Genomic DNA, 22,224 nt, shown 5'->3' with positions numbered 1-22,224 from the left:
CCTCACTTCTCCAGGTCGGGCCCCGGAGCGGGCGTGGCAGGCCGCTCGGCGGCGGACTCCCGCTCGTTCTCGAGATCGGCCAGCGAGGCGCGCAGGGCGGCATGCACGCCGTTCGGGGTGAGGACCCCCACGAACCGCGGTCCGTCCTTGACCGCGATCATGCCTCGATCCTCGCGCAGCATCGCGGCCAGCGCCTCCTCGAGTGAGGAGTCGAGGTCGATCGCCGCGCCCAGGTCGCCGGTGCGGACGCCGTCGAGGGGTTCGAGGTGCCCGGGATCGAGGCGGGTGACGGTCAGCCGGCGCAGTCCGCGGGTGGAGCCCACGAAGTCGGCGACGAACTCGTCGGCCGGGTCGGCGAGCAGCTCGGCCGGGGTGGCGTACTGCGCGAGCCGGCCGCCCTGGGCGAAGACGGCGACCCGATCGCCCATCCGCACCGCCTCGTCGATGTCGTGGGTGACCAGCACGACGGTCTTGTCGAGCTCGCGCTGCAATCGCAGGAACTCATCTTGCAGGCGCACCCGGACGACGGGGTCGACCGCGCCGAACGGCTCGTCCATGAGCAGCACCGGTGGGTTCGCGGCGAGCGCCCGGGCCACGCCGACCCGCTGGCGCTGACCGCCGGAGAGCTGGTGGGGGTACCTGCGGCCGTACTTGCCCGGGTTCAGGCCCACCAGGTCGAGCAGCTCGTTCGCGCGCTGGCGGGCGGTGGCCTTCGACTCGCCGTAGAGCAGCGGGACGGTCATGACGTTCTGGACGATCCGCTCGTGCGGGAACAGCCCGACCGCCTGGATCACATAGCCGATGCCCCGGCGCAGCTTCACCGGGTCCTGGTCCATGATGTCGGCGCCGTCGATCCGGATCGTGCCGGTGCTCGGCTCGATGAGGCGGTTGATCATCTTCAACGTCGTCGACTTGCCGCACCCGGACGGGCCGACCAGGCAGACCAGCTCGCCGCGACGCACGTCCAGATCGAGCTCCTGCACCGCGACGGTGCCGTCCGGATAGGTCTTCCCGACGCCGGTCAGGCTGATCATGGGGACCTCGCCTGCGCCCGAGTCGCTGCCCGAGTCGGCCGTCGGGCCGGTAGGTTGCATGTGGTGACCCTACTCGCGCCGCACTCAGCGGACTTCGAGATCCCGTGTTACAGCCGGATCGACAACGAGTGGTTCTGTCAGCAGTACTTCGAGGATCGCGGCGGCGACCTGGTCGATGCCACCGTCCAGCACATCCAGATCACGGTCGCCGCGATCGTGCTGGGGGTCCTCATCGCGTTCCCGCTCGCGCTGATCGCGCGGCGCTGGTCCCGGCTCGAGACGCCCCTGCTGGCGGTCAGTACCGGCATCTACACGATCCCGTCGCTGGCGCTGTTCCCGCTGCTGGTCCCGTTCACCGGCCTCTCCCGGACCACGGTGGTGATCGGTCTCGCGCTGTACGCGCTCACCATCTTGGTCCGCGCGATCCTGGCGGGCCTGCGGGCGGTGCCCGACGACGTCCGCGAGGCGGCCGTGGGCCTCGGCTACGGGCCGGCGCGGCTGCTGTTCCGGGTCGAGCTCCCGCTGGCGCTTCCGGTCATCATGGCGGGTCTTCGCGTCGCGACGGTCTCGACGGTCGCGCTCACCACGGTGGGTTCGCTGGTGGCCTACGGGGGGCTGGGGAACCTCATCAAGGACGGCGTCACCAACAACTTCCGCGCCGAGCTCGCCGCCGCGGCCATCTTGTGCGTCGTGCTCGCGGTGCTGCTCGACGTCCTGCTGGTGGTCGCGCAGTGGCTCCTCACGCCGTGGACGCATCGTGGCACCTCCAGACCGCGCACGCGCTCGCGCGTGGATGACCGCGTGGATGACGAAGTGGGGGCACCGGCATGACCGTCTTCAGCGACATGCTCGACTACCTCCTCGACGGCGCCAACTGGACCGGCAGCGGGGGCATGCTCGCGCTCCTCGTGCAGCAGCTCCTGCTCACCGTCACCGCCCTGGTGGTCGCCCTGGTGGTCGGACTGCCGATCGCCCTGTGGCTGGGGCACCTGGGCCGAGGCGGCTTCCTGGCCATCAACATCTCCAACGTCGGACGCGCGATCCCGACGTTCGCGCTGCTGGGGCTCTTCGTGATCGCCGACCCGTGGGGCTGGACCGGCGACACGTTCCCCGGCACCGCCGAGCTCGGGCCCTACGGCCGCGCGGGCGGGGCCACCCTCGTCGCGCTCGCCCTGTTCGCGCTCCCACCGATCATCACCAACGCCTATGTCGCCATGCGCGAGGTCCCCGACGACGTCAAGGAGGCCGCCACCGGGATGGGGATGAGTGGCTGGCAGCGGTTCTGGCGCGTCGAGCTGCCGCTGTCGATGCCGGTGCTCACCAGCGGCGTCCGGCTGGCACTGGTGCAGGTGTGGGCCACCGCGACCATCGCGGCGCTGGTCGCCGGGCCCGGGCTCGGTCGGGTCATCACCGACGGCTTCTTCCGCAGCAACTACGGCAAGGGCCTGGCCGGTGCGGTCGTCGTGGCGGCGGTGGCGCTGGTGCTGGAGCTCCTCGGTGCACTGCTCCAGCGGCTCCTCGACCCGATGTCGGGCGCCGAGGCCGCACTCGGACCGGACGACGACGCCGATCGTCCGGACGACTCCGAGGCAGGCCGGGGTACGAAAGCGTCGGTGACTGCGCTTAAGGTCGAGGAAGCCGAGACCTTCGGCGACTGACGTGCGGCGGCGCCGCCCGTTCCGGACACGCGCGGTCCAGATGCCGCGGGACACAGAAGGACGCCCATGAATCTTCGACGCCCCCTCGCCGCGGTCTTCACCGCGACGCTCCTGCTCGCCACCGGCGCGTGCGCCGGCGACGACCTCGCCAACGACGACGAGTCCGACTCGCCGAGCGACGGCGCCAGCTCGGACACCGGCAGCGAGTCCAGCGCTCCGCCGGCCAGCGACGGGGAAGCGGTCACGATCGCCAGCCAGTCGTTCCCCGAGGCCGCGATGGTCGCCTCGATGTACGAGCAGCTGCTCGAGGCCGGCGGCTACACCGCCGAGGTGCAGCTGGTCGACGCCCGCGATGCCTACATGTCGACCTTCCCCGGCGACGTCGACGTCGTGCCCGAGTACGTCGGCGGCATCGTCAACTTCCTCAACACCCGCGAGAACGGCGACAGTGCCAAGCCGTTCGAGTCCGGTGACGGACAGCAGCTGGCCGACGACGGCGCGCAGCTCCTCGACGAGGCCGGCATCACGCTGCTCGACATCTCCGAGGCCACCGACACCAACGCCTTCTTCGTGACCAAGAAGTACTCCGAGGACAACGACGTCACCAAGCTGTCCGACCTCAAGGGCAAGTCGATCAAGCTCGCGGCCGCGCCCGACTGCGAGGGGCGCCTGGACTGCGAGGGTGGTCTGAGCGACCAGTACGGCATCGACATCACCGAGGTGCTGCCGCTCGGCTACGCCAGCGACCAGACCTACAAGGCGGTCATCGACGGCGAGGTCGAGCTCGGCGAGACCAGCACCACCGACGGCACCCTGGAGTCCCAGGACCTCGTCGTGCTCGAGGACGACATGCAGATCCAGCCGGCCCAGAACCTCGTGCCGGCGGTCTCCACCGAGTTCCTCACCGCCCACCCCGACCTGGCCGACCTGCTCAACCCGCTCATGGGCAAGCTCACCACCGAGAACCTCACCGAGCTCAACGCCCGGGTGAGCGTCAACCGTGAGAAGGCCGAGGACGTCGCGAAGTCGTTCCTCACCGAGGAGGGTCTGCTCTAGCCGCGGGCCCTCCGGCCGCCGTCAGGCTTCGTGGTCCCGCAGCGCGAGGGCCGCGAAGTCGACGGTGGCCGGGTCGAGGCCGGGGACGTCGATCCGTAGCCCGCGCGGGTCCTCCACCCGCGCGACCCGCCGACCCGGCGGGAGGCTCGCGACGTGGCGCATCACGTGCGCGGCGTCCGCGCGCCGTCCCTGCTCCACGAGCCAGCCGGTGAGCCGGTGCACGGGTGGCAGCCCGCTGTGGGTCAGCGAGCGCGATCCGAACAGCTCGCGCACGCCGGACTCCAGCAGCGCGTACCACTCGTCGTCGGCCTCGGGGATGAGCACGAAGTAGCGGTGCAGGTCGCCGGGCAGGACCCGGTCGGTGAAGATCCGCGACACTTCGGGCGACCCGTGGTCGGCGACGCTGCGGGCGGTGAGCTGCTTGGTGAGCCAGCGGTCCTCGAGGTCGGGCAGGGAGAAGCGCTGCTGGGTGATCGAACTGCCGTCGGTGCGGATCCGCCAGTGGTAGACGATCTCCGGGGCGATGCCGAAGCGTCGAGCCTTCAGATACGCCTCGGTCGTGGTCGGCTGGTCCTCGTAGCGGTGACCCTCCAGCCACGACAGGCCGGCGCCGTCCCAGAACGCCCGGGTGAACAGCTTGTTCCAGGCGAAGACGTCGCCGAGGATCTCCGGCGCCTCCTCGATCCGCACGTCGGTGCGGTCGCGGTGCAGTCGTCGCATCCAGGGCGGCTGGACCAGCACCTCCGCGGGGTCGGTCGCGTCCGGCCGCCACCAGGCGATCGATCCGGTCACGAAGTCGCACCCGCCCTCGCGCAGCTGCCGGGCGAGCGCGTCGTAGGCCCCGGCCGGGACGACGTCGTCGGAGTCGGCGAAGGTCACCAGCTCGCCGGTGGTGTGGCGCAGTCCCTCGTTGCGGGCCGCCCCGAGTCCGTGGTTGGAGGTGTGGACGACCCGCAGCCGCGCCTGCTTGGCGGCGTACTCGTCGGCGAGCGCACCCGACCCGTCGGTGGACCCGTCGTCGACGACCACGATCTCCAGCTCCGGATAGGTGCTGGACAGGATGCTGTCGAGGCACTGGCCCAGATAGTCCTCGACGTCGTAGACGGGCACCACCACGCTGAGCCGCGGCTGCCGGCCCCGGCGCCGCCCGATCCTCATGCCCGCGAGCCTAGATGACCCTCGTCCCTGACCCGCCAGTTGCGCTGACCCGTCAGCTATAGCGGACGGGTCACCGTGAAATCTGCGCTGACCCGTCAGCCATAGCGGACGGGTCAGCGTGAAGCGCGTGCCGGAGGGGGCGGCGAGACCGGATAGCCCCGGATAGCATCGCGACCGTGAGTGACGCCCCTGCCGCAGCCGACGTCGAGTCCGCCGACACCCCGCGCAAGGTCCTCTTCGTCGCCGGTGCCGGCCGCAGCGGCACCAGCACGCTGGCCGGTCTGATGAAGATCCTCGGCATGTACGTGCCGCAGCCCGAGGTCGTGGCCGATGCCTCGAACCCCAAGGGCTTCGGAGAGCCGCAATGGGTGGTCGACCACCACGACCGGCTCCTCAAGGAGGCGCTCGTGCAGGTCTCCGACTCCCGCCCCGAGGCGTGGTTCGACACCGGCCGGGTGAGCACTCGCGAGCCCGAGCGGATCGCGACGGCGCAGTGGCTGGAGAGCCAGTTCGGCGGGGCGGCCGGGAACGGCGGGTACCCGGAGCTGGTCATCAAGGATCCGCGGCTCGCCTGGTTCCTCGGCCTGTGGCGGGTCGCGGCGATCCGTACCGGCGCCGAGCCGGTGTTCGCGACGATGCTGCGACCGCCGGCCGAGGTGGTCGGCAGCAAGCAGACCTACTACGCCAACAAGCTCGGCTCGGCCCACCTGGCGGCGTCCTGGCTGAACATGCTGCTGCACACCGAGCGCGGCACCCGCCCCACCGACCCCGCGGCCCTCGCCGCCGGAAACGGCGGTCGCGTCTTCGTGCGGTACGCCGACCTGCTCGACGACTGGACCCGCGCCACCATGCACGTCGGCGAGACGCTCGGCCTGCAGAGCGTGCTGCACGCCAACAGCGAGCAGATCCGCGACGGCCACCGCTTCGTCGACCCGTCCCTGCGCCGGATGCAGCAGACGCTCGCCGACCTCGGGCTGCCGCCCAAGCTGCACGACCTGGTCGGGCAGACCTGGGAGGAGCTCAACCGCCTCGCCGAGCCCGGCGGCGACACCCCCGCCGTACACGCCACCCTCGACGAGCTCCGGCAGGCCTACACCGACCTGTACTCCGAGGCCGAGGCGATCTCGCGCTCCTCGGTCGTGCACGCCGAGCAGCGCACGCGCAGGCAGATGGCCTCCGGCGCCGGCGCGCCGCGGCCGCCCGAGCCGGCCCGCGCACCCGTCCCCACCGCCGGCGCCGCCGCGACCGGCGTCGAGCGGATCCCACACGGCGTCCGGGCGGCGATCCCGGCGCCCGTGCGTCGTGGACTTCGCAAGCTGGCGGGCAAGGAACGGGCGTGACGGCGCACGCCGGACCCACCGGCCTCGCCAACCTCGAGGGGCACACCGAGTTCGACATCATCTGGCCGTGGCTCCGCCCCGGCGGCCTGCGCAGCGGCAGCACCGCGGTGCTGCGGGTCAAGGACGAGGCGCCGTCCCTGCCCTTCGTGCTGCCGCCGCTGCTCCGCGCGATGGACCACGTGCTGGTCGTCGACAACGGCTCGACCGACGGCACCCCCGACGTCGCCGCCGACACCGCCGCCGCGGCGGGCCTGGCCGACAAGCTCACCTTGGCGACCTATCCGTTCACGGTGGCGCGTGCCGGAGCCGAGCATCGCGCCGTCCACGAGCTGTCGGTGCACTCGTTGGCCTACTTCTACAACTGGTGCTTCGCCCAGGTCGGCACCCGCTACTCCTTCAAGTGGGACGGCGACATGGTGCTCACCGCCGAGGGCGAGGCCTCGCTGGCCGACCTCGCCTGGCAGATCGGCGACGTCCAGTCGATCATCCGGGTGCCGCGCCACGGCCTCTACCTCGACGGCACCTCGCACGGCTACCTCGACCTCGGACTGCGCAACGCCGAGGAGTGGGGCTTCCCGATCGGCCCCGACTTCGTGTTCACCAAGGCCTTCGAGTGGGAGGTGCGCACCACGCCCAAGCCGGTGCGCTCGATCGGCCTGCCGCACGGGCTGTGCGTGGAACTGAAGTACCTCGACGGCGACGAGTTCGCCCACTGGACCGACCCGGACTCCTTCGCCACCAGCCACCGCAACAAGCGCAAGCGGCGCGAGTGGGCGGTCTTCAACGCGCTCAACGCCGGAGAGGTGCCCGAGGGGGTGGTCGAGATCCACGCCCCCGACGGCGTCCACATCGTCGACCACGTCACCCGCACCTGGCTGCCCCAAGCACCGCGACCCCTCGAGGTCGGAACCGTCGTGTCCTCCGACGACCAGACTCGGGCCTGACGCGGTCCGGCGAGGCTCGGTGGCGGGCAGCCGCCCCGGGGTGCCGTTCCGCGCAATTGCGTCGAACGGCACCGTTACTGACGCGTAGCCCGCACCGTTCCGCGCAATTGCGCCGTTCGGGCACGAGGCACCCAGATCCGGATGCCTCGGGCAGGGATGGCCGATGAGCCCGGCTTATAGGCCCAGCTGCGGTCAAAAGCCACGTGGGATGGGTCACGTCGCGGCCGGTTCCCAGGGGGGATGAGCGCGCGTAGATTCGGCGTTGCACCAGCTGACAACACGAGCACAACGTCCGGTACCCACCCCGGCCCGGCCCCGACGCGCACGCGGCGAGGACGGGTGGTCGGAGGGACTGGAACGAAAGGTTCCCTCATGTCGCACCCCTCCTCGCGCACGCCTGCCGCCCTGGAACGCCCGTTGCAGATCGGCGTCGTCGGCGCCGGCCGGGTCGGTGCCGTCCTGGCTGCGGCCCTGCGGTCCGCCGGACACGACATCGTCGCGGTCGCCGGTGAGTCCGACGCCTCGCGTGGGCGGATCGAGGCCTTGCTGCCCGGCGTCGACGTCGACAAGCCCAGTGCCGTCGCGCGGGCCTGTGACCTGCTGCTGCTCACCGTCCCCGACGACATGCTCGGCAACGTCGTCTCCGTGCTCGCCGACAGCGGCGCCCTGCGTGAGGGACAGGTCGTCGTGCACACCTCCGGCCGCCACGGCCTCGCCGTGCTGGCCCCCGCCATCGCCCGCGGGGCCCGCGCTATCGCGCTGCACCCCGCGATGACCTTCACCGGCACCGCGGTCGACCTCGACCGGCTCTCGGGCTGCGTCTTCGGCCTCACCGCCGAGGACGCCGAGCGCGAGCTCGCCGGGCGGCTCGTCGACGACCTCGGTGGCCGCGCGATGTGGGTGGCCGAGTCGCGTCGCGCGCTCTACCACGCCGGACTCGCGCACGGCGCCAACCACCTGGTCACCCTGGTCACCGAGGCCATGGAGATGCTGGCCGCGGCTGGCGCCGACGACCCCGCCGCCACCCTGCGCCCGCTGCTCACCGCCGCCCTCGACAACGCCCTCGAGCACGGGGACGCCGCCCTCACCGGCCCGATCGTGCGCGGCGACGTCAACACCGTGCGCGCCCACCTCGACAGCATCGGCGCCGAGGCCCCCACCACCATGCCGACCTACCTCGCCCTGGCCCGCGCCACGCTGAGCCGCGCCGTCACCGACGGCCGGATCACCGCGCTCCGCGCGCTGGCCATCAACGGCGCGCTCGACCGCGCCGCTGCATCCCGCCCGGCCCAGACGACTCCGTGAGCGGCCCGGCGGTCGCTCGCACCCGCGCGGAGCTGGCTGGGCTACTGGCCGAGCACCGCGCGGCCGGCGCACCGGTGGTGCTCGTGCCCACCATGGGGGCGCTCCACGACGGTCACGCCAGCCTGATGCGCAGCGCCCGCGAGTCCCTCGGCCCGGTCGGCAGCCCGGCCGCCGGGGCCCTCGTCGTCTCGATCTTCGTCAACCCGCTCCAGTTCGGTGCCGGCGAGGATCTCGACCGCTACCCCCGCACCCTGGAGGCCGACCTCGAGATCTGTGCCGCCGCCGGTGTCGACGTCGTCTTCGCGCCCAGCGTCGAGGAGGTCTACCCGGGTGGGCCGCCCCAGGTGGTCGTCGAGCCCGGACCTCTCGGCGACGTGCTGGAGGGTCGCACCCGGCCCGGCCACTATCGCGGCGTGCTCACCGTGGTGGCCAAGCTGTTCGGTCTCGTCCGGCCCGACGTCGGAGTCTTCGGCCAGAAGGACTACCAGCAACTCGTGCTGATCCGCCGGATGTCCACCGACCTGTGTCTGGGGGTCGAGGTGGTCGGAGGAGAGACCCGTCGCGACGACGACGGGCTGGCCATGTCGAGCCGCAACATCTACCTCGACGCCGACGAGCGCACTCGGGCCCTCGTGCTCAGCCGCGCCCTTCACGCCGCGCAGGCCGCCGCGGCCGACGGAGCCGAGGCGGCGCTCGCCGCGGCGCGCGAGGAGCTGGCCGCCGTCGACGGCGTCGACCTCGACTACCTCGCGCTCACCCTCCCCGACCTCACCGCCCTGCCCGAGGGCCCCGTGGCGCCCGGCACGCAGGCGCGGATCCTGATCGCGGCGAAGGTGGGCACGACCCGCCTCATCGACAACCTTCCCGTCGTGCTCGGCCGGAGTGCTTGAGTCGCCCCGGACGGTGTCCAACCCCACCCACTAGCCTGTGCGAATGCCTGACGCCGCCCGCCACGTGCCCTCGCGGTTGACCGCCCCCGAGCCCGGCTGGACCACCCGCGCCGACGTCGTCATCGTCGGCTCCGGCATCGCCGGACTCACCGCGGCGCTGCGCCTGCGGGCCGCCGATGGGCCGAGCGACGCGATCGGGAAGGTCCTGGTCGTCACCAAGGACCAGATCGCCGCCGGCTCCACGCAGTGGGCGCAAGGAGGCATCGCCGCGGCTCTCGGCCCGGGCGACACCCCCGAGGAGCACGCGGTCGACACGCTGGTCGCCGGGGCCGGCGCCTGCGACGCCGACGCCGTGCGCGTGCTGGTCGACGAGGGCCCCGACGCGGTGCGCGAGCTCATCGCGCTGGGCGCGATGTTCGACCACGATCCCGACGGCGTGCTCTCCCTGACCAGGGAGGGCGGCCACCACCGCGACCGCATCGCGCACGCCGGCGGCGATGCCACCGGCGCCGAGATCCAACGGGCGCTGGTCGCCGCGGTCCACCGCGACCCCGAGATCGAGGTCATCCAGCACGCGCTCGCGCTCGACCTGCTGCTCGACGCCGACGGCGGGGTCGCCGGCGTCACGCTGCACGTGATGGGGGAGGGCCAGCGCGACGGCGTCGGCGCGGTGCACTGCCGCGCGGTCGTGCTGGCCAGCGGCGGCCTCGGTCAGGTCTTCAGCCAGACCACGAACCCCGCGGTCTCCACCGGCGACGGCATGGCCCTGGCCCTGCGGGCCGGCGCCACGCTGCGCGACCTCGAGTTCGTGCAGTTCCACCCCACCGTGATGTACCTGGGGCCCGACTCCACCGGCCAGCAGCCGCTGATCTCCGAGGCCGTCCGCGGAGAGGGCGCCTTCCTCGTCGACGACGAGGGCCACCGGATCATGGAGGGCGTCCACCCGCTCGCCGACCTCGCGCCCCGAGACGTCGTGGCGAAGGCGATCATGCGGCGGATGATCGAGACCGGCCGCCCCCACATGTGGCTCGACGCGCGACACCTGGGCGAGGAGTTCTGGACCAAGCGGTTCCCCACGATCCTGGCGACCTGTCGCCAGCACGGTGTCGACCCGGTCACCGAGCTGATCCCGGTCGCCCCGGCCTGCCACTACGCCTCCGGTGGCGTCCGCACCGACCTGGAGGGACGCACCGACGTCCCAGGGCTGTACGCCACCGGCGAGGTCGCCTGCTCCGGCGTCCACGGTGCCAACCGGCTGGCGTCCAACTCGCTGCTCGAGGGCCTGGTGTTCTCCCGCCGGATCGCCCACGTGCTCCCGGCCGAGCTGCGGCCCTGGTCGGAGCCGGCGACCGACGTACGGCCCACCGGCCTCGTCCCGGGCGACCTGCGGCGTGAGCTCCAGCAGGTGATGACCTCGAAGGTGGGCGTGCTGCGCAACGCCGGCGGTCTGGCCGAGGCCGCGGCCGACCTCGACAGGATCGGGGACCAGAGCGCCGAGATCATCGACCTCGCCGCCTGGGAGACCACCAACCTGGTCACCATCTCCGGAGCGCTCGCCGAGGCGGCGATGCTTCGCGAGGAGACCCGTGGCTCGCACTGGCGCGAGGACTTCCCCGAGCGCGACGACGAGCGGTGGGCCGGCCATATCGACACCCGGCTGCGCGACGGCGTCGCCGAGGTCGGCTTCCACCCCGCCCCGGCTACCGATGAGGGACTGTCATGAAGCTTCACGCCGTGCCCGCACCCCTGCGCGCGGAGCTGGAGGCCGCCGGCCTCCCCGTCGACGACCTCGTCGCCCACATCGAGTGGGCCCTGGAGGAGGACCTGCCCGGCGACGCCGTCGACGTCACCTCCGAGGCCACGATCGCCCCCGACGCCCGTGCCGAGGGGGTCTTCGCCGCCCGCGAGGACGGCGTCGTGGCCGGCCTGGGGGTCGCGGCCCTGGTCTTCGCGCTCGTGCTGGGCGACGACGTGCGGATCACCGACCGGCTGCCCGACGGCAGCCGCGTCACCGCCGGCGACGTCGTCATGCGCGTCGCGGGGCCCACCCGCGGGCTGCTCACCGCCGAGCGGACCGCGCTCAACTTCGCCAGCCACCTCTGTGGGGTCGCCACCGCCACCTCGCACTGGGTCGCCGCCCTCGAGGGCACCTCGGCCCGGGTGCTCGACACGCGCAAGACCCTGCCCGGCTGGCGGGCTCTGCAGAAGTACGCCGTGCGCTGCGGTGGCGGCGTCAACCACCGGTTCGGTCTGGCCGACAAGGCGATGGTCAAGGACAACCACGTGATCGCGGCCGGCGGCGTCGTCCCGGCCTATCGAGCCGTGCGCGCCGCCTACCCCGACCTGCCGGTGGAGGTCGAGGTCACCGATCTGGACCAGCTCCGCGAGCTGCTGGAGGCCGGCTGCACCGAGATCCTTCTCGACAACATGTCGACCCAGACGATGGCCGAGGCCGTGGAGATCACCGGCGGTCGCGCGACCCTGGAGGCCTCCGGTGGGCTCACCCTGGAGCGTGCCGGCGAGGTGGCGGCCACCGGGGTCGACTTCATATCGGTGGGCGCACTGACGCATTCGGTGATCGTGTTCGATCTCGGTCTCGATCTCCAGGAGATCTGATGTCGCTGCTCGCGGTCGACATCGGCAATGCACATACCGTGCTGGCGCTGGTTCGCGACCGCGAGGTGTCCCACGACTGGCGCGTCTCCACCGATCTTCATCGCACCGCCGATGAGTGGGCGGTGCTATTGCGCGGACTTCTGGGTCGATTCGTCGGCGAGATCGACGGCGTCGCGCTGTGCTCGACCGTCCCGTCGGTCACCCAGACGGCCCGCGAGATGCTCGCCCGGCATTTCAGCGACATGCCCGGCGTCGTCGTCGAACCTGGCGTGCGCACCGGCTTGTCGGTGCTCACCGATAATCCGCGCGAGGTCGGCACCGACCGGATCGTCAACGCACTCGCGGCCGCCACGGTCTACGGCGGACCCGCCGTCGTCGTCGACTTCGGTGGCACCGCGACCACCTTCGACGTCGTCAACGACTCCGGGCACTACATCGGGGGAGCCATCTGCCCCGGCATCGAGATCTCCCTGGAGGCGCTGGGGCGCGGTGGCGCCCAACTGCGCCAGGTCGAGTTGGTCAGACCGCGCTCGGTGATCGCCAAGAACACCGTCGAGGCCCTCCAGTCCGGGATGGTCTTCGGCGTGGCGGCCCAGGTGGAGGGGATCGTGGCGCGCATGATCTCTGAACTCACCGCAAAGGGGGTCGCTGGCGACGACGTGTCGGTGATATCGACCGGATATCTCGCCGATCTGGTGCGCCAGGAATGCGACTGCTTTACCGACCACAGCCCCTGGCTGACGCACGTGGGTCTCGAGTTGGTATTTCGGCGAAACATCGGGGATATGTCATAGTGGTTTCCGGCTCGGAGTGGTCGGCTCGCGACACCTCCTACAGCCAGAAGATGCCGCGAATTACTCATCTCCCGAAAGTGCAGGTCGCCCCATGGCGCAAAAGGTCAATATCACCCTCGTCGACGACATCGACGGGTCCGATGCGACCGAGACCATCCGCTTCGGCCTCGATGGTGCCAACTACGAGATCGACCTGAACGACAAGAACGCCACCAAGTTGCGCAATGCGCTGGCCAACTACGTCGGCAATGCCCGCAAGGTGGCCGGTACCCGGCGCGCCTCGCGCCGCTCGACGCCCGCCGCGGGCGGCGCCAGCCCGGCGGAGATCCGCGACTGGGCCCGCTCGAACGGCATGGACGTCCCCGAGCGGGGCCGCATCCCCGCCGCGGTGCGTGAGGCGTTCGACGCCGCCAACTGACGCCGGCCCTCCACGCCGAGCATCCACCCGAGGCCTGTTCGCTATGAGCGGACGGGCTTTCGGCTGCGGAGGGAACGCGTAGGCTGGCTGCGGGGTTAGAAGACCCGTAGCCCTCCCTCCACCCAGGAGCGGCCGGGGCCCCACGGATTTTGAGGAGCGATGCGCATGTTCGAGCGGTTCACAGACCGAGCTCGCCGGGTGGTCGTGCTGGCCCAGGAAGAGGCCCGCATGCTCTCCCACAACTACATCGGCACCGAGCACATCCTGCTCGGACTCATCCACGAGGGTGAGGGCGTCGCCGCCAAGGCACTCGAGAGCCTCGACATCTCGCTCGAGGCGGTCCGCGCGCAGGTCGAGGAGATCATCGGCCAGGGCCAGCAGGCGCCCAGCGGCCACATCCCCTTCACCCCGCGCGCCAAGAAGGTGCTCGAGCTGTCCCTGCGCGAGGCGCTGCAGCTCGGCCACTCCTACATCGGCACCGAGCACATCCTGCTCGGCCTGATCCGCGAGGGCGAGGGCGTCGCCGCCCAGGTGCTGCAGAAGCTCGGCGCCGACCTCAACCGGGTCCGCCAGCAGGTCATCCAGCTGCTCTCGGGCTTCCAGGGCAAGGAGTCCACCGCCGCGGCGGCCGCCCAGTCCGGCGGCGGCGACGCGCCGTCGTCGTCCCTCGTGCTCGACCAGTTCGGCCGCAACCTCACCCAGGACGCCCGCGAGGGCAAGCTCGACCCGGTGATCGGTCGCGAGACCGAGATCGAGCGGGTGATGCAGATCCTGTCGCGCCGCACGAAGAACAACCCGGTCCTCATCGGCGAGCCCGGCGTCGGCAAGACCACGATCGTGGAGGGCCTGGCCCAGGACATCGTCAAGGGCAACGTGCCCGAGACGCTGAAGGACAAGCAGATCTACACCCTCGACCTCGGCGCGCTCGTGGCCGGCAGCCGCTACCGCGGTGACTTCGAGGAGCGGCTGAAGAAGGTCCTCAAGGAGATCCGCACCCGCGGCGACATCGTGCTGTTCATCGACGAGATCCACACCCTCGTCGGTGCCGGTGCGGCCGAGGGCGCGATCGACGCCGCCAGCATCCTCAAGCCGATGCTGGCCCGCGGCGAGCTCCAGACCATCGGCGCCACCACCCTCGACGAGTACCGCAAGTACCTGGAGAAGGACGCCGCGCTCGAGCGCCGCTTCCAGCCCATCCAGGTCGCCGAGCCCTCGATCGCGCACACGATCGAGATGCTCAAGGGTCTTCGTGACCGCTACGAGGCGCACCACCGGGTCACCATCACCGACGAGGCGCTGGTGAGCGCCGCGACCCTCGCCGACCGCTACATCTCCGACCGGTTCCTGCCCGACAAGGCGATCGACCTCATCGACGAGGCCGGCTCGCGGCTGCGGATCCGGCGGATGACGGCGCCGGCCGACCTGCGCGAGTACGACGACAAGATCGCCGACGTCCGCACGCGCAAGGAGGCCGCGATCGACGGCCAGGACTTCGAGGCCGCCGCGCGGCTGCGCGACGAGGAGAAGCAGCTCATGCTGCGCAAGTCCGAGCGCGAGAAGCAGTGGCGCGCCGGCGACATGGACGAGGTCGCCGAGGTCGACGAGGAGCTGATCGCCGAGGTGCTCGCCGTGGCGACCGGCATCCCGATCGTGAAGCTCTCCGAGGAGGAGTCGAGCCGGCTGCTCAAGATGGAGGACGAGCTCCACAAGCGCGTCATCGGGCAGGAAGAGGCCGTCAAGGCGCTCTCGCGGGCGATCCGGCGTACCCGTGCCGGGCTCAAGGACCCCAAGCGTCCCGGCGGCTCGTTCATCTTCGCCGGTCCCTCCGGTGTCGGTAAGACCTGGCTGTCCAAGACCCTGGCCGACTTCCTGTTCGGCGACGAGGACTCCCTCATCCAGCTCGACATGTCGGAGTTCTCCGAGAAGCACACCGTCTCGCGGCTCTTCGGCTCCCCGCCCGGATACGTCGGCTACGAGGAGGGCGGCCAGCTCACCGAGAAGGTGCGCCGCAAGCCGTTCTCCGTCGTGCTCTTCGACGAGGTCGAGAAGGCCCACCCCGACATCTTCAACAGCCTGTTGCAGATCCTCGAGGAAGGTCGCCTCACCGACTCCCAGGGCCGGGTGGTCGACTTCAAGAACACCGTCATCATCATGACCACCAACCTCGGCACCCGCGACATCGCCAAGTCGGTGCACCTCGGGTTCAACCAGAGTGGCGATGCGGCCGGCTCGTACGAGCGGATGAAGAGCAAGGTCTCCGACGAGCTCAAGCAGCACTTCCGCCCGGAGTTCTTGAACCGTGTCGACGAGATCATCGTCTTCCCGCCGCTCTCGCGCGAGCAGATCGTGGCGATGGTCGACAACATGGTGGCCTCGGTCGAGCTGCGGATGCGCGACCGCGACATGCGCATCGAGCTCACCTCGGCGGCCAAGGACCTTCTCGCCGACCGGGGCTTCGACCCGGTGCTCGGCGCCCGTCCACTGCGCCGCACGGTGCAGCGCGAGATCGAGGACGTGCTCGCCGAGAAGATGCTCTACGGCGAGGTCGGCCCCGGTCAGATCGTGCTGGTCGACGTCGAGGGCGAGGGTCCGTCCGCGACCTTCACCTTCAAGGGCCAGAAGATGGGCGAGATGCCCGACCTGCCGCCCTTCGAGGCCGCCGAGATCGGCGCCGGCGACTCCGGCACCACCGAGCCCGGCCCGGTCGACATCAAGAAGGCCCCGCCCGCCGAGAACGAAGGCGGCGCCGCCGGCGCTCTGTGACCCACTTCGGCGCCGACCCGTCCGCTATAGCTGACGGGTCGGCGTCGAAATTGCGGTGACCCGTCAGCTATAGCTGACGGGTCACCGCATTTTTGGGCGGTGGCGGCGCTCAGGGGAGGGAGTAGGAGTCGGGACCGGTCTGGACGGCGAGGGAGTCGGCGAGGAGGGAGTCCAGGCAGCGCTCCCGCTGAGAGGCGTCGGGCCACACGACGTCGAGCGCGGCGCGGCGCACCGGGCCGTCGGCGTCGCGCAGGACCGCGAGCAGTCTGCCGCGGCACTGCCGGTCGGTGCCCGACCAGGCCTGCGAGCGACGCGGTGGTCCGTCGTAGGACGGCCAGCCGGCCGCGCGCCAGGCGCACTGGGTGGCGATCGGGCAGTCGTCGCAGCGCGGCGCCGCGGCGGTGCAGACCAGGGCGCCGAGCTCCATCACCGCCACGGCCCAGGTGGCGGCCACCGCTGGATCGTCGGGGAGCAGGACGGTCGCGGTGTCCCGTTCGGCGCGCGTGGGGGAGGGGTCGGGGAACTCGACGCCGCCGACCGCCCGGGCCAGGACCCGGCGCACGTTCGTGTCGAGCACGACGTGGCGGCGCCCGTAGGCGAAGCTCGCGACGGCCGCGGCGGTGTAGTCGCCGACGCCGGGAAGGGCACGCAGGTCGTCGTACTCGGCCGGCACGACGCCGCCGTGATCCTCGGTGATCGCGGCCGCCGCGGCATGCAGGCGCAGCGCCCGGCGGGGATAGCCCAACCGGCCCCAGGCGCGCACGGCGTCGCCCGTGCTCGCCGCAGCCAGGGCTGCGGGGGTGGGCCAGCGCTCCAGCCACGCGTCGTGGACCGGGAGCACCCGCGCGACCGGCGTCTGCTGGAGCATGAACTCAGAGACCAGCACCGACCACGCCGAAGCCTCGGGTCGCCGCCAGGGCAGGTCGCGCTGGTGGGCGTCGTACCAGTCGAGGATCGGGGGGTGGAGCGGCGAATCGGGCACCGGCCGATCCTCCCTCGGTGTGGCTCCGCCGTGGGAGTCGGGTCGCTGGCTAGCGTTGGCTCATCATGCCCACGACCCGCGGACCGCTGCCTGCGGCGGTGTACTGGCGACGCCGCGCGCTCGTCGTCGGCATCGCGCTCGCGCTCGTCTTCATCGGCGTCAACGCCGTGCGGGGCGGCGGGGACGACTCGTCCAAGGACGATTCGGCCGTGCAGGTCAGCGGCCAGCCGGGGGACTCGGACGCGACCCCGAAGAAGCAGCGCAAGAAGCGCAAGAACGCCGGTCAGAACGGCACCGGCAGCCAGGGGGAGACGCCCCTGCCGAGCAGCGACTACACCGTCCCGCCCGCCAACCAGCCCACCACCCCGCCGGTGCCACCCGAGCCGCAAGGCGAGTGCGCCGACTCCGACATCGTGATCACCCCGTCCGTGCCGGGTGCGGTGGCCCGACGCTCGGCGACGATCCGGCTGACCCTCCAGACCAAGGAGTCGGAGGCCTGCACCTGGGGGCTCGGCAGCGACTCGCTGGCGGTCAAGATCGTCGCGGTCGGCGGTGGCGACGAGACCAGCGGCATCAGCGGCGACGACGGCGAGGTCTGGGCCTCCCGCGAGTGCCCGCGCATGGTGCCGAATGCCGAGGTCGTCGTCCGCCGCGACTTCCCGGCCACCTACGACCTCACCTGGAACGCTCGCCGGTCGATGCCCGAGTGCCCGGCCGACGAGCCCTGGGTCGAGCCCGGCGAGTACACCGTGCAAGCGGCGGCCTACGGGGCCGAGCCCACCGATCCGGTGACCTTCTCCCTCGCCGACCCCGACGACGTCGCCGTCCCCGACGGTCCGCTCGGTCCGGACGTGCCGGCGCCGACCCTCACTCTCGGCAAGAAGGGCAATCGCACCTAGTTGGCTCTAGCCTGGAGCGATGGCGGAGTACCCGGAGCTGCTGCACACCGCGATCGATGCGCGGGACTGCCGTGCGCTGGCGGAGTTCTACCGCGAGCTGCTGGGGCTGGACTACCGGGCCGGGGACGAGCCTCCCACCGACGGCTCGGTCGACGACGCCGACTGGCTGGTGCTGATCGATGCCGGCGGCCGACGGGTGGTCGCCTTCCAGGAGAAGCGCGACACCACCGCGCCGACCTGGCCCTCGGAGGAGGTGCCGATGCAGATGCACCTCGACTTCAAGGTGCCCACGACCGAGGAGCTCGAGCGGCACCGCGCCCGTGCCGAGCAGCTCGGCGCGCGGGTGCTCCACGACCGCTCGGCCGACGACGGCGAGCCGCTCTACGTGCTCGCCGACCCCGCCGGGCATCCGTTCTGCCTCCTGGTGCAGTAGCAACCGTCCTCGCCAGGGTTCCCGAGGTGGCTTGTGAGGTTTCGTCGGCACTCGATCGTCAGGCGAGTCCGTCCCTCACTCGCCGGCTTGCTCAACCTCCGCGGCGGCGCGGGTGGTTAGACGTATCGCTCGAGGATCGTCGACTCGGCGAGGCGGGAGAGGCCCTCGCGCACCGAGCGGGCGCGCAGCTCGCCGACGCCGTCGACGGTCTGGAGATCGTCGATGCCGGCGGAGAGCAGCTTCTGCAGGGTGCCGAAGTGGTCGACGAGCCGATCGACGACCGGGGAGGGGAGTCGGGGGACCTTCGCCAGCAGGCGGTAGCCGCGTGGGGCGACGGCGCCGTCGAGATGCTCGGGGGTGCCGAGCCCGAGGACACGGGCGGCGGCGGCGGGGTCGACGAGCTCGGTGGCCGAGAGGGCCTCGAGCCGGCTGAGCAGCACCTCCGGGCTCTTGCTGCGGCGTCCCGCCGGCACGTAGTCGCGGATCACCAGCTCCCGCTCGGCGTCGACGCCGGTGATCAGCTCCTCGAGCTGGAGGGAGAGCAGACGCCCGTCGCTGCCGAGCTCGAGCACGTAGTCCTCGATCTCGCGGGCGATCCGGGTGACCATCTCCAGGCGCTGGGCGACCACGGCGACGTCGCGAACGGTGACCAGGTCCTCGATCTCGAGCGCCGAGAGGGTGCTGGAGACCTCGTCGAGGCGCAGCTTGTAGCGCTCCAGCGTCGCGAGCGCCTGGTTCGCACGCGACAGGATCTGCCCGGAGTCCTCCAGCACGTGCCGGGTGCCGCCGACGTAGGCGGCGATGATCTGCATCGACTGGGACACCGAGATCACCGGGAAGCCGGTCTGCTTGGCGACCCGGTCGGCGGTGCGGTGCCGGGTGCCGGTCTCCTCCGAGGGGATGGTGTGGTCGGGCATGAGGTGCACAGCGGCGCGCAGGATCCGGGTGATTTCGCGGTCGACGATGATGCCGCCGTCCATCTTGGCCAGCTCGCGCAGCCCGGTGGCGGTGAACGGGACGTCGAGCTCGAACCCGCCGGTGGAGATCGCGTCGACCGCGCGGTCGTGTCCGATCACGATCAGGGCACCGGTGCGACCGCGCAGGATCCGCTCGAGACCGTCGCGAAGTGCGGTCCCGGGCGCGGTCTGCGCGAGGGTCGCCCGTAGCCGCAGCTGCTCGTCGCTGCGTGCGTCGGTCATCCAGCACCCCTCTGCTGTCGTGCGACCCGCGTCGCACCCGAATCCTAAGCGACGGCGCTCCGGCGCCGGCTCACCCGTCGTCGACGACGCTGAGCGACTGCTTCGAGCGCTGGGTGAGATTGAGCAGCAGCAGTGCCGAGAGGACGTCGCGCGCCTCGACGACCCGCATCCCGTCGATCGTCGGGTCGAACCGGGTGGAGCGCGGGCGATCGGGTTGCGGCTGCTCGGCCGGGACGACGGCCATCTTGAACCCGAGCCGGGCCGCCTCGGCCAGCCGCTGGGGTTGGTCGCGGATGCGGCGGAGCTCGCCGGACAGCCCGATCTCGCCCATCGCGACCACTCCCACCGGCGGTGGCGTGAGGTAGGTCGCCGAGGCGATCGCGACGGCGACCGCGAGGTCGCTGGCCGGCTCGGAGAGCCGGGCGCCGCCCAGGGTTGAGGCGAAGACGTCGTGGTTGTGGAGCCGGATGCCGCAATGCTGCTGGAGGACGGCGAGCACCATCGCGATCCGCGAACCGTCGAGCCCGGAGGTGGTGCGTCGCGGCCGCTCCAGCGGCGACGGGGTGACCAGCGCCTGCACCTCGGCGAGCAGCGGGCGGCGCCCTTCCATGGTGACCGCGACGCACGTGCCCGCGACCCGGCCGTGCAGATGCTCGACGAAAAGGCCCGTGGGATCGGCCACGGCGGTGATGCCCTCGGCCGCGAGGTCGAAGCAGCCGACCTCGTCGATCGGGCCGAACCTGTTCTTCATGGCGCGCACCATGCGGAACCGGCTGTTGCGGTCGCCCTCGAAGTGCAGGACGACGTCGACGAGGTGCTCGAGGACGCGCGGCCCGGCGATCGCGCCGTCCTTGGTGACGTGGCCGACCAGGACCGTGGCGATGTCGTGGGTCTTGGCCACCCGCACCAGCGCGGCCGAGACCTCCTTGACCTGGGTGACCCCACCGGGCACGCCGTCGACGCCGCTGACGCCGATGGTCTGGACGGAGTCGACGATGACCAGCGAGGGGCGGACCTCCTCGATGTGGGTGAGGACGGCGCCGAGATCGGTCTCGGCGGCCAGATAGAGCTCGTCGTGGACGCCCCCGGTGCGATCGGCTCGCAGCCGGACCTGCCCGGCCGACTCCTCGCCGGTGACGTAGAGGACCCGGCGGCCGGCGCGCGCGGTCTGGGCGGCGACCTCGAGGAGCAGCGTGCTCTTGCCGACGCCGGGCTCGCCGGCGAGCAGGATCGCGGCGCCGGGCACCAGGCCTCCGCCGAGCACCCGGTCGAGCTCGGCGACGCCGCTGCTGGCGAACGCCGCCTCCGAGACCTCGACCTGCGCGATCGGGACCGCGGCGGTGGTGACCGGTCCGGCGGTGGTGCGCAGCACCGGTGCCCCGGCCTCGGCCACCGACCCCCAGGCCTGGCACTCGCCGCACCGGCCGACCCACTTGCCGGTCTCCCAGCCGCACTCGGCGCAGCGGTACTGCGGTCGGGGTGCTTTCGCGCTCGCACGTGCCATGGTCCGAACGCTAGAGCAGGCCGCCGACAACCGCGGCACGACCGGCCCGACCAGCGCCGACCAGTGCCGACCAGCGCCGACCGGCGGGCGACGGGAGCCGGGGCGCGCCCCGGTTACACTGCTGGAGCCCGATTGGATCGTTCAATTGAGAACGGGGGGAGTGATGGGACTCGACCGGCTCGAGCGACCCGAACGCCCCGAGCGGCTCGCCCAGCGCACGCTCGGACCGGCGCCGACCCTCGCCGACGTCGCCGAGCGCGCCGGCGTCTCGCGGCAGACCGTCTCCAACGCTGTCAACAACCCCGACCTGCTCCGCCCCGACACCCTGCTGCGCGTGCAGGAGGCGATCGACGAGCTCGGCTACGTGCCCAACCGCGCCGCGCGGAACCTGCGCACCCGCGCCTCCCACCTCGTCGGCCTGCGGCTGAGCCCGGTCCTGGAGGGCAATGCCACCGCGGTGATGGACCGGTTCGTCCACTCGCTGGTGTGGACCTCGCGCGAGGCCGGCTATCACGTCCTGCTCTTCTCGGGCGAGGGTCCGGCCGCACTCGATGGCTACGAGGATCTGCTGCGCTCCACCGCCGTCGACGCCTTCGTCGTCACCGACACCTATCTCGGGAATCCGCAGGCCACCTGGCTGCGCGAGCGTCGAGCGCCCTTCGTCGCCTTCGGGCGACCGTGGGACGACCCCGAGGCGCGGCACCCGTGGGTCGACATCGACGGCTCCGCCGGCACAGAGCTCGCGACCCGGCACCTGCTCGACAAGGGGCACACCCGGATCGCCTGGATCGGCTGGCGCAAGGACTCCCGGATCGGGGAGGACCGCCGATCGGGCTGGAGCCGGGCGCTGCACGAGCGCGGCCTGTCGACCACCGGCCTGGCCTCGCGCGTCGAGGACACCGTGGGCAGCGGCCGCGAGGCGAGCGCGGTGCTGCTCGACGAGGCGCGACCCTCGGCGTTCGTGTGCGCCTCGGACACCTTGGCGATGGGCGTGCTGCACACCCTGGCCGAGCGCGGCCTGCGCCCCGGCGTCGACGTCGCGGTCACCGGCTTCGACGACTCGCAGGTCGCCCAGCTCGTGCACCCCGGTCTCACCTCGGTGCGACAGCCGCTGGAGGACGTCGCGATCGCGGTGGTGCGCTCGCTGGAGGACCTGCTGGCCACGCCCTCCCACATCGGGGAGGGCCTGCTGCTCAGCCCCTCGCTCACCGTGCGCGGCTCGACCGGCTGA

At 71.8% G+C, this 22,224-nt stretch carries 20 protein-coding genes; 15 read left to right on the top strand and 5 right to left on the bottom strand.

The window, feature by feature from the left end; translation table 11 throughout:
• Nucleotides 1–2 precede the first annotated feature (2 nt).
• A complete protein-coding gene (locus tag WMR31_RS15420) occupies nucleotides 3–1,034 on the bottom strand; it encodes an ABC transporter ATP-binding protein (RefSeq protein ID WP_340539749.1) in 1,032 nt (343 codons plus the stop codon).
• 63 nt (nucleotides 1,035–1,097) lie between these two features.
• Between WMR31_RS15420 and WMR31_RS15415 the strand changes: the two genes are divergently transcribed.
• The 3 genes from WMR31_RS15415 to WMR31_RS15405 all read left to right on the top strand — a co-directional run bounded on the left by WMR31_RS15415 (nucleotide 1,098) and on the right by WMR31_RS15405 (nucleotide 3,748).
• Nucleotides 1,098–1,865 (top strand): ABC transporter permease, encoded by a 768-nt coding sequence (locus WMR31_RS15415; protein WP_340539748.1) that lies wholly within the window; start codon nucleotides 1,098–1,100, stop codon nucleotides 1,863–1,865.
• Nucleotides 1,862–2,692: an ABC transporter permease gene (locus WMR31_RS15410; protein ID WP_340539747.1), complete on the top strand. Its 831-nt coding sequence runs from the start codon at nucleotides 1,862–1,864 to the stop codon at nucleotides 2,690–2,692. Before WMR31_RS15415 ends, WMR31_RS15410 begins: the two co-directional genes overlap by 4 nt.
• Nucleotides 2,693–2,758: 66 nt before the next feature.
• The gene (locus WMR31_RS15405; RefSeq protein ID WP_340539746.1) at nucleotides 2,759–3,748 is read left to right on the top strand and encodes an ABC transporter substrate-binding protein; all 990 of its coding nucleotides are present in this window, start codon (nucleotides 2,759–2,761) and stop codon (nucleotides 3,746–3,748) included.
• A 21-nt stretch (nucleotides 3,749–3,769) separates the two neighbouring features.
• On the opposite strand, the gene WMR31_RS15400 is transcribed toward WMR31_RS15405, so the two are convergent.
• Nucleotides 3,770–4,906 carry a glycosyltransferase family 2 protein gene (locus tag WMR31_RS15400; protein ID WP_340539745.1) on the bottom strand — a complete coding sequence of 379 codons (1,137 nt, stop codon included), beginning with the start codon at nucleotides 4,904–4,906 and terminating at the stop codon, nucleotides 3,770–3,772.
• A 176-nt stretch (nucleotides 4,907–5,082) separates the two neighbouring features.
• On the opposite strand from WMR31_RS15400, the gene WMR31_RS15395 reads away from it, so the two are divergent.
• From WMR31_RS15395 to WMR31_RS15355, 9 genes are all read left to right on the top strand, one after another.
• Nucleotides 5,083–6,246: a sulfotransferase family protein gene (locus WMR31_RS15395; protein WP_340539744.1), complete on the top strand. Its 1,164-nt coding sequence runs from the start codon at nucleotides 5,083–5,085 to the stop codon at nucleotides 6,244–6,246.
• Nucleotides 6,243–7,190, top strand: a complete 948-nt coding sequence (locus tag WMR31_RS15390) for a hypothetical protein (RefSeq protein WP_340539743.1) — start codon at nucleotides 6,243–6,245, stop codon at nucleotides 7,188–7,190. Before WMR31_RS15395 ends, WMR31_RS15390 begins: the two co-directional genes overlap by 4 nt.
• Nucleotides 7,191–7,562: 372 nt before the next feature.
• Nucleotides 7,563–8,495 (top strand): Rossmann-like and DUF2520 domain-containing protein, encoded by a 933-nt coding sequence (locus WMR31_RS15385; protein ID WP_340539742.1) that lies wholly within the window; start codon nucleotides 7,563–7,565, stop codon nucleotides 8,493–8,495.
• Nucleotides 8,492–9,385 (top strand): pantoate--beta-alanine ligase, encoded by an 894-nt coding sequence (gene panC / locus WMR31_RS15380; protein ID WP_340539741.1) that lies wholly within the window; start codon nucleotides 8,492–8,494, stop codon nucleotides 9,383–9,385. The genes WMR31_RS15385 and panC overlap by 4 nt, the downstream gene beginning before the upstream one ends.
• 43 nt (nucleotides 9,386–9,428) lie before the next feature.
• Nucleotides 9,429–11,108, top strand: coding sequence for an L-aspartate oxidase (locus WMR31_RS15375; protein WP_340539740.1), 1,680 nt, complete (start codon nucleotides 9,429–9,431; stop codon nucleotides 11,106–11,108).
• Nucleotides 11,105–12,001, top strand: coding sequence for a carboxylating nicotinate-nucleotide diphosphorylase (nadC, locus tag WMR31_RS15370; RefSeq protein ID WP_340539739.1), 897 nt, complete (start codon nucleotides 11,105–11,107; stop codon nucleotides 11,999–12,001). The genes WMR31_RS15375 and nadC overlap by 4 nt, the downstream gene beginning before the upstream one ends.
• On the top strand, nucleotides 12,001–12,795 hold the full coding sequence (locus tag WMR31_RS15365; protein WP_340539738.1) for a type III pantothenate kinase: 795 nt from the start codon (nucleotides 12,001–12,003) through the stop codon (nucleotides 12,793–12,795). The genes nadC and WMR31_RS15365 overlap by 1 nt, the downstream gene beginning before the upstream one ends.
• A gap of 91 nt (nucleotides 12,796–12,886) precedes the next feature.
• The gene (locus WMR31_RS15360) at nucleotides 12,887–13,213 is read left to right on the top strand and encodes a histone-like nucleoid-structuring protein Lsr2 (RefSeq protein ID WP_340539737.1); all 327 of its coding nucleotides are present in this window, start codon (nucleotides 12,887–12,889) and stop codon (nucleotides 13,211–13,213) included.
• A gap of 165 nt (nucleotides 13,214–13,378) precedes the next feature.
• Complete coding sequence (locus WMR31_RS15355; protein ID WP_340539736.1) at nucleotides 13,379–15,976, top strand: ATP-dependent Clp protease ATP-binding subunit; 2,598 nt, start codon at nucleotides 13,379–13,381, stop codon at nucleotides 15,974–15,976.
• A 109-nt stretch (nucleotides 15,977–16,085) separates the two neighbouring features.
• Here the strand turns inward: WMR31_RS15355 and WMR31_RS15350 are convergent, their stop codons facing one another.
• Nucleotides 16,086–16,958, bottom strand: a complete 873-nt coding sequence (locus WMR31_RS15350) for an HhH-GPD family protein (RefSeq protein ID WP_340539735.1) — start codon at nucleotides 16,956–16,958, stop codon at nucleotides 16,086–16,088.
• Nucleotides 16,959–17,023: 65 nt separating this feature from the next.
• On the opposite strand from WMR31_RS15350, the gene WMR31_RS15345 reads away from it, so the two are divergent.
• Complete coding sequence (locus WMR31_RS15345) at nucleotides 17,024–17,857, top strand: hypothetical protein (protein WP_340539734.1); 834 nt, start codon at nucleotides 17,024–17,026, stop codon at nucleotides 17,855–17,857.
• Nucleotides 17,858–17,876: 19 nt separating this feature from the next.
• Nucleotides 17,877–18,290, top strand: a complete 414-nt coding sequence (locus WMR31_RS15340; RefSeq protein WP_340539733.1) for a VOC family protein — start codon at nucleotides 17,877–17,879, stop codon at nucleotides 18,288–18,290.
• Nucleotides 18,291–18,406: 116 nt separating this feature from the next.
• On the opposite strand, the gene disA is transcribed toward WMR31_RS15340, so the two are convergent.
• Nucleotides 18,407–19,489, bottom strand: coding sequence for a DNA integrity scanning diadenylate cyclase DisA (gene disA, locus WMR31_RS15335; protein WP_340539732.1), 1,083 nt, complete (start codon nucleotides 19,487–19,489; stop codon nucleotides 18,407–18,409).
• 70 nt (nucleotides 19,490–19,559) lie between these two features.
• A complete protein-coding gene (radA, locus tag WMR31_RS15330) occupies nucleotides 19,560–20,993 on the bottom strand; it encodes a DNA repair protein RadA (RefSeq protein ID WP_340539731.1) in 1,434 nt (477 codons plus the stop codon).
• 163 nt (nucleotides 20,994–21,156) lie between these two features.
• Here radA and WMR31_RS15325 point away from each other — a divergent pair, with 163 nt between their 5' ends.
• Nucleotides 21,157–22,224, top strand: coding sequence for a LacI family DNA-binding transcriptional regulator (locus WMR31_RS15325; protein ID WP_340539730.1), 1,068 nt, complete (start codon nucleotides 21,157–21,159; stop codon nucleotides 22,222–22,224).

Source organism: Nocardioides epinepheli (assembly GCF_037936805.1).
GTDB lineage: Bacteria > Actinomycetota > Actinomycetes > Propionibacteriales > Nocardioidaceae > Nocardioides.
The sequence above is the reverse complement of the archived record's forward strand: the minus strand, read 5'-3'. Positions and strand labels throughout refer to the sequence as shown.